The sequence below is a fragment of the Nonomuraea lactucae genome (genome assembly GCF_003313395.1).
GTDB classification, from domain to species: domain Bacteria; phylum Actinomycetota; class Actinomycetes; order Streptosporangiales; family Streptosporangiaceae; genus Nonomuraea; species Nonomuraea lactucae.
The window spans coordinates 1-7,134 of record NZ_QNFZ01000887.1; the positions used below are offsets into that span (position 1 = coordinate 1).

Here is a 7,134-nt window from a genome sequence, read left to right on the forward strand (position 1 = left end):
CCCGGCGCGTACGGGTGGACGGTCACCGGCTCGCCCCCGGCCCGCCAGACCGCCTCCACCAGCGCGCGGGCGCTGACCTCTGCGGCGTACCGCAGGGCGGAGGCGGAGGCGGCGAAGCGCGCCGGTATCGCGATCAGCGGCCGTCGCCCGGCCGGGGCGGCCCTGCGAGTGGAGGTGATGGTCACAGGCTGATCCAGGTGGTCTTGAGGTCGGTGAACTTCTCCAGCGCGTGCGCCGACTTGTCTCGCCCGTTGCCGGACTGCTTCACCCCGCCGAAGGGCACCGTCAGGTCGCCCTCCTCGTAGCAGTTGACCCAGACCGTTCCGGCCCGCAGCGCGCGGGAGACCTTGTGCGCGGTGCTCAGGTCGGCGGTCCACAGTCCCGCCGCCAGCCCGTAGTCACCGGCGTTGGCGAGCGCGATCGCCTCGTCGAGGCCGTCGAAGGCGGTCACGGCCAGGACCGGCCCGAAGACCTCCTCCCGGAAGAGTCGCGCGCCGGGCCGGACCCGGTCGAACACCGTGGGCTCCAGATAGCTGCCACCGGTGCCTGTGAGGGTGCGGGAGCCGCCGGCGCGCAACCGCGCTCCCTCGCCGACGCCGGCCTCGACGTGGCCGAGTACGCGCCCCAGGTGGGCCTCGCTGACCAGCGCGCCCATCTCCGTGGCCGGGTCGAGCGGGTCGCCGACCCGCAGCGCCCGCGCCCGCGCCACGACGGCGTCGGTGACCCGTTCGGCGACGGAGGCGTGGACGAGCAGCCGTGAGGGCGCCGTGCACATCTCGCCCTGGTTGAAGAAGATCCCCCAGGCGGCCGTGGCGGCGGCCAGGTCCAGGTCGGGGGCGTCCGGGAGGATGATGTTGGGCGACTTGCCGCCGAGTTCGAGCCAGACGCGCTTGAGGTTGGAGTCGGCGGCGTAGCGCAGGAAGTGACGGCCGACCGCCGTGGAGCCGGTGAAGGCGAGCACGTCCACCTCGGGGTGGAGGCCGAGCGCCCGGCCCGCCCGCGGGCCGTAACCCGTCACGACGTTGAGGACGCCCGGCGGCAGCCCGGCCTCGGTCGCCAGCCGCCCGAGCAGCAGGGCCGACAGCGGCGCGAACTCCGAGGGCTTGAGCACGACCGCGCACCCGGCGGCCAGCGCCGGCGCCACCTTCCAGGAGGCGAGGGTGAGCGGGAAGTTCCACGGCACCACAGCTCCCACCACCCCGGCCGGCTCGCGGGTGACGAGCGCGAGCGCGTCCGGGGCGGTGTGGGGCGCCTCGTCCGTCAGCTTGTCCGCGAGCTGGCCGTACCAGCGGAAGGTCTCGATCGCGGCGCGCAGCTCGATCTCGTACGCGTCGGTGACGGGCTTGCCCATCTCCAGCGTGACCGTGAGCGCGAGCTCCTCGCGCCGCTCCTCCAGCAGTCCGGCGACGCGCAGCAGGACGCGGCCCCGTTCGGCGGGGGCCAGGCGCGGCCACGGGCCGGAGTCGAACGCCCTGCGCGCGGCGGTCACCGCGAGGTCCACCTCGGCGGCCCCCGCGTCCGGAACCTCGCCCAGAACCCGGCCGTCGCGGGGCGAGACCGCCGCGAACGAGGATCCGCCGCCGGGCTCGTCCACCCCGCCGATGTGGTGCGCCGACGGCAGGTCCAGCGCCCTGGCGCGCCGGAGGAGCTCGTCGTGGCCGACGTCCAGCATCCCTCTCCTCAGGTCGTTTCCGGAATTCCGAGATACGGGGGACGTCAGCGTGCGGCGCGGTCAGCGCGACCGCGGAGCGAGCGTGCCGCCACGATCCCCAGGGCCAGCACCGCCGGGACGGTGAGCGCGAGCCGGACGGCCGTCCCGGTGTCGCCGCCGATGAGGGTGGCGAAGTTGGCCAGGATCAGCCAGATGGCGCCCGCGATGCCGAGCGCGCCGAGGGCCGGTGCGATCAGGGTGTTCCAGGGCCGGGTGTCGAGGCGCTCGCGGCGGAAGAAGACGATCACCGAGACCGAGGTCAGGAAGTAGAGGAGCATCATGCCCAGCACGGCCACCCCGCTGAACCACGAGAACAGGGTCAGCACCGGGTCCGCGCCGGCCAGCGCGAAGGGGACGACCAGCAGCACCGAGAGCGCGGTCTGCGCGCCGCCCGCGGCCCAGGGCGAGTGGTGGCGGTTGGTCGCGCACAGCCCGCTGGGCAGCAGCCCCTCGCGGCCGAGCGAGTACAGGTAGCGGCTCGCGGAGTTGTGGAAGGCGAGGATGCCGGCGAACAGCGAGGTGGCGAGCAGGACCGCCAGCACGTCGTTGACCCAGGGCCCGAACTGGGCGGCGATCGGCGCGAAGACGAACGAGGTGGAGTCGCCGCTCTCCAGCGCCTTGCCGGCCGCCGCGGCGGCCTTCGAGGCGCCGTAGGAGGAGACCAGCATCCAGGAGGTGAAGGCGAAGAAGACCGTGACGACGGCCACGGACAGGTATGTGGCCCGGGGAACGGTCCTGCGCGGCTCCCGCGCCTCCTCACCGTAGATCGCGGTGGCCTCGAAGCCGAACATCGACGCCACGGCGAACATCACCGCCACGCCCGGAGCGCCCTGGAGGGCCGCCTCGGGCGAGAAGGTCCGCGCGAAGCCGAGCCCCTCGGGCCCACCGCCCTTGACGAACGTGACGAGGGCGAAGACGAGCAGGATGCTGAACTCCGCCAGCACGAAGACGGCCAGCACCTTCGCCCCGATCTCGATCCCGGAGGAGCCGAGCACCTGGACGATCGCCATCGTGACGAGCGTCCACACCCACCATGGCGCGTCCAGCCCCGTGTGCTGCGCGACCAGGCCGCTCACGATGACGCCGTACAGGCCGTACATGGCCGCCTGGATCGTGCAGTAGGCGAAGAGCGCCACCGCGGCGCTGCCGGTGCCGGCGGTCCGGCCGAGCCCCTTGCCGATGTAGGTGTAGAAGGCCCCCACGTCCACCACGTGCCGCCCCATCGCGACGAAGCCCACCGAGAAGAGCAGGATCACCAGTCCGGCGGCGGCGTACGCGGCTGGGGCGCCCGGCCCGTTGCCCAGGGCGATGGCGATGGGGACGGCTCCGGCGACTCCGGTCAGCGGCGCCTGCGCCGACAGGACGAAGAACAGGATGCCCAGGACACCGAGGGCGTTGGGCTTGAGCCTGCCGGCGACGGGGGCGGCCTGGGGGGTCGTGCCGGGGTCGGCCGTGTGGTTGACGGTGTGACTGTCCACGTGGATCACCTGTCCAGGGGCGGGAAATCTCGTTTCATCCCAAACGAGTTATCTCATGGTGGGGGGCGGCTATCCGTTTGGCAAGGGGGGCGTGCGGATTTCGGCCGCCCGTATGTGGGCGCGGCATGTGGGCGCGGCGGTCAGCCTTCGCCGTCGGCTTCGAGGTCGGCTTCGAGGTCGGCTTCGAGCAGGCGCAGCAGGGAGCGCAGCTCGTCGAGGGCGGCCTCGGTGGACTCGCGCCCGCCCAGGGTGAGCTGGTGCAGCACGAGGCCGTCCAGCGCCGCGAAGATCACTCGGGCCAGGGCGGGGCGCACGCCGCCGGGCAGCATCCGCTCCAGCTCGCGCTCGGTCGCGCCGAAGTAGACGTCGTACAGCCTGCGCACCTGGGGCAGCAGCTCGGGCCTGCGCCGGGACTCCAGGAGCAGCTCGTACTGGAAGGCCTGGGTGTCGGGGTCGGCCTCCACCATGGCGGAGAGCCCCGCCGCGAAGTCGACGACCTTGCCCGTGCCGGGCTCGACCGCGCTGGTGCTCACGCTGACCTGCAGCGCGTGGGCCAGCGCCTCCTCGATCAACGCGTCGCGTGACCCGAAATGGTGGGCGACCAGGCCGTGGGTGACCCCGGCCTCCTCGGCGACGGCCCGGTAGGTGAGGTGGCGCAGCCCGCCCCGCGCCACGACGCGCACGGCGGCGGCCAGCAGCGCCTCGCGGCCCTCACCGTAGTTGACCCGCCTGCCGCGCCGGCGCGGTGCGGCGCTCTCGGCGGGTCCTGTCATGGCAGCGACCCTACCCGCCTCCGCGGCCCGGCCGGCCCCGGGCACGCGTCACGTGCGTACGGGCGGGCGGAGGCCGCGGAACTCCCAGTCGCCGCCCAGCGCGGTGGACACCACCTCCTCCGACTCGGTGGGCTGGGCGCCCACGTCCGCGCGGATCGGCGCCGGTCCCGTGACCACGTGGTTGACGAGCCTCCCGAGGCCCTCCACCTCCACCTCCACCACGTCACCTGGCCGGACGGGCCGGGAGTTGGCGGGGGTGCCGGACAGCAGCACGTCGCCGGGGTACAGGGTGATGGTGCGGGCGATGTCGGCCACGAGGTAGTGCATGTCCCAGGTCATCTCGGCGGTCGAGCCGTCCTGCGCGAGCCGGCCGTTGACGTACGTGCGCAGGCGCTTGCCGTGGAAGTCCCAGCCGGTGACCAGCCCGGGGCCGAGCGGGCACAGGGTGTCGGAGCCCTTGACGCGCAGCATCGAGCCCGCGTCGGTGTCGCGGAAGTCGTGCAGGCCGAAGTCGTTGGCGATGGTGTAGCCGGCGATGTGGTCGGCCGCCTCGTCCGGGGAGACGTTGCGGCAGGTCCGGCCGATGACGATGGCCACCTCACCCTCGTAGTTGAGCCACTTGCAGCCCTCGGGCCGCACGACGGCGCCCTTGTGGGAGTTGAGGGAGGAGGTGGGCTTGTGGAAGTAGGTGGGGGTGGAGGGGAGGCCGATCCGGAACTCCTCGACCCGGCTGCGATGGTTGAGGTGCACTGCGATGATCTTGGATGGCACGACCGGCGGCAGGTGCGCCACCCCCTCGGCCTCGACCCGGCGGCCGTCGGCGGCCACCAGTTCCCCGCCTTCGCGGACCACCTGGACGGCCACGCCGTCCAGGAGGATGCGGCGGTACTCAGGCATGCTCGGGCTCCCTTTCTGTGCGTCCGGTCTCCGTGCGTCCGGTCTCCGTGTGACCGGTCTCCGTGTGACTGGTCCAGCCGGTGGCGGGGCGGTCGAACCACAGGTGCGCCTGGCCGGTGCCGATGGAGTTCTCGTACTCGCCGTACTGGCGGGCCGGGGCGGCGCAGCGCTCCTCGCCGAGGGCGCCGGCCATCATCAGGTAGTGGTAGAAACGCGCCTCCGGCCGGTGCTTCCAGAACTCCGGCATGGTCCGCAGCACTTTGTCGTGCCTGCCTTCCTTGAACCACGCGATGCGTTCGAGGTCGGCCTCGCGCGCCTCGGGGGTGAAGATGTGGCGCGGGTCGCTGGACTCGTGGTCGCGCAGCTCGCGCAGCGGCCAGAACGTGTGCGACAGGGCGCCGGAGGCGATGACCAGCACCCTGCGGCCCGGCGTGGCGGCGATGCCGTCGGCGAGGGCCCGGCCGAGGCGCAGGTGGTCCTCCATGTCGCCGGTCTGGCAGACGCCGATGGTGACCCAGCGCTTGTCCGGCAGGCCCTCGCCGAGGTACTTCCACAGGTTGACGGTGGCGTAGAAGATCGGCAGGTACTCGTCGTCGACGGCCGTGATCCAGGTGCCGTGCTCGTCGGCGAAGCCCGCGACGTTGCGGGCCAGCTCGGGGTCGCCCCGGAAGTCGTACGGCATGCGGCACATGCCACGCGGCAGCTCCTCGGAGGTGAAGAGGCCGGCCCGGCGCGGCTGGGCGGTGATCACGAACTCCACGGTGGTGGCCCAGTGCGAGTCGAGGACCACGACGGTGTCGTACTCGTCGGACTCGAAGACCTCGCGCCGCAGCCGCCGCAGGCCGGTCACGAGCGTGATCTCCTTGCCCTCGTTGAGCGCCAGGCGCTCGGCCTCGGGCAGCACGATGGTGGGGACGTGCGCCAGCAGGCCCGCCCCGACGATTTCACCCATGCCGCGTCCATCCCTCCGGTGCGGTGACGGCGTTCTTGAGGTCGCAGTAGAAGTCGAAGCTCCAGGTGCCGCCCTCGCGGCCGATGCCCGACTGGCGGGAGCCGCCGAAGGGCGCCCGGAGGTCGCGGACGAAGAAGCAGTTGATCCAGACGGTCCCCGCCACCAGCCGGGCGGCGACCCGCTCGGCCCGTTCGCGGTCCCCGGTGGCGACGGTCGCGGCCAGCCCGAAGCGGGTGCCGTTGGCCAGGGCGACCGCCTCATCCTCGGTGTCGAAGGTCTGGAGGGTGAGGACCGGGCCGAAGACCTCCTCCTGGACGATCTCGCTGTCCTGTGTGACACCGGTGAGCAGCGTCGGCTGGTAGTGGAGGCCACCGAGATCGGTGTCGGGACCGCCGCCGACCACCGCGCGGGCACCGGCGGCGACCGCGCGCCGGACGAAGCCGTGGATCTTCTCCAGCTGGCGTGGGTGGATGTTGGGCCCGACGTCCGTGGCCTCGTCGCGCGGGTCGCCCCGCACCAGCGCGGACGCCCTCTCGGCGAACCTGCGGGTGAACTCCTCCGCGATCGCGGAGTGCACGAGGAGGCGGGTGGCGGCCAGGCACACCTGGCCCGCGTTGTCGTACTGCTCGACGGCGAGGTCCACGGCCAGGTCGAGGTCGGCGTCGTCGAAGACGAGGAGCGGCGACTTGCCGCCCAGTTCCAGGCTGAGCGGGGTGAGGTGGGCGGCGGCGGCCTGGGCGATCCGCCGGGCGGTCGGCACGGACCCCGTGAAGCTGATCCGCCGCACGTCCGGGTGGGAGACGAGGGCGGCCCCGGCCTCGGCGCCGTATCCCTGCACCACGTTGAGCACGCCAGGGGGAAGCCCGGCGTCGGCGGCGATGTCGGCCAGCAGGGACGCGGTCAGCGGTGACCACTCCGCCGGCTTGAGGATCACGGTGTTGCCCGCGGCGAGGGCCGGGGCCACCTTCCAGGTGGCGAGCATCAGTGGCGCGTTCCACGGCGTGATGAGCACGCAGGGACCGGCCGGGTCCCAGGTGACGTGGTTGGTGTGGCCGCGCGTGAGGAAGGATTCGTGGTCCAGCTCCAGCAGCCGATCGGCGAAGAAGCGGAAGTTGTGCGCCACCCTCGGCATGACGCCGCGCCGGTGAGAGCGCAGCAGCGCGCCGTTGTCGGCGGTCTCGACGCCCGCGAGGTCCTCCAGCCGCTTCTCCACGCCGTCGGCGATGGCGTGCAGGATGCGGGCCCGCCCGGCGCGCGGGGTGGCCGCCCAGGCGGGGAACGCCTCCTTGGCGGCGGCCACGGCGGCCTCGGCCTCGGCCTGCC

At 73.0% G+C, this 7,134-nt stretch carries 6 protein-coding genes and 1 pseudogene; all 7 read right to left on the bottom strand.

What is annotated here, in order from left to right; translation table 11 throughout:
* Nucleotides 1-185, bottom strand: a pseudogene (locus DQW85_RS30625) (hypothetical protein); the annotation flags it as partial.
* Nucleotides 182-1,672 (bottom strand): aldehyde dehydrogenase, encoded by a 1,491-nt coding sequence (locus DQW85_RS30630; RefSeq protein ID WP_113703288.1) that lies wholly within the window; start codon nt 1,670-1,672, stop codon nt 182-184. The pseudogene DQW85_RS30625 and the gene DQW85_RS30630, both read right to left, overlap by 4 nt.
* Nucleotides 1,673-1,716: 44 nt before the next feature.
* Nucleotides 1,717-3,189, bottom strand: a complete 1,473-nt coding sequence (locus DQW85_RS30635; RefSeq protein WP_113703293.1) for an APC family permease — start codon at nt 3,187-3,189, stop codon at nt 1,717-1,719.
* A gap of 140 nt (nt 3,190-3,329) precedes the next feature.
* Complete coding sequence (locus tag DQW85_RS30640) at nt 3,330-3,962, bottom strand: TetR/AcrR family transcriptional regulator (RefSeq protein WP_113703289.1); 633 nt, start codon at nt 3,960-3,962, stop codon at nt 3,330-3,332.
* A 48-nt stretch (nt 3,963-4,010) separates the two neighbouring features.
* On the bottom strand, nt 4,011-4,859 hold the full coding sequence (locus DQW85_RS30645; protein WP_113703290.1) for a fumarylacetoacetate hydrolase family protein: 849 nt from the start codon (nt 4,857-4,859) through the stop codon (nt 4,011-4,013).
* Nucleotides 4,852-5,811, bottom strand: a complete 960-nt coding sequence (locus DQW85_RS30650; protein ID WP_113703291.1) for a 3,4-dihydroxyphenylacetate 2,3-dioxygenase — start codon at nt 5,809-5,811, stop codon at nt 4,852-4,854. The genes DQW85_RS30645 and DQW85_RS30650 overlap by 8 nt, the downstream gene beginning before the upstream one ends.
* On the bottom strand, nt 5,804-7,134 hold a 1,331-nt coding region (locus DQW85_RS30655; RefSeq protein WP_113703292.1), incomplete at its 5' end, for an aldehyde dehydrogenase. The genes DQW85_RS30650 and DQW85_RS30655, both read right to left, overlap by 8 nt.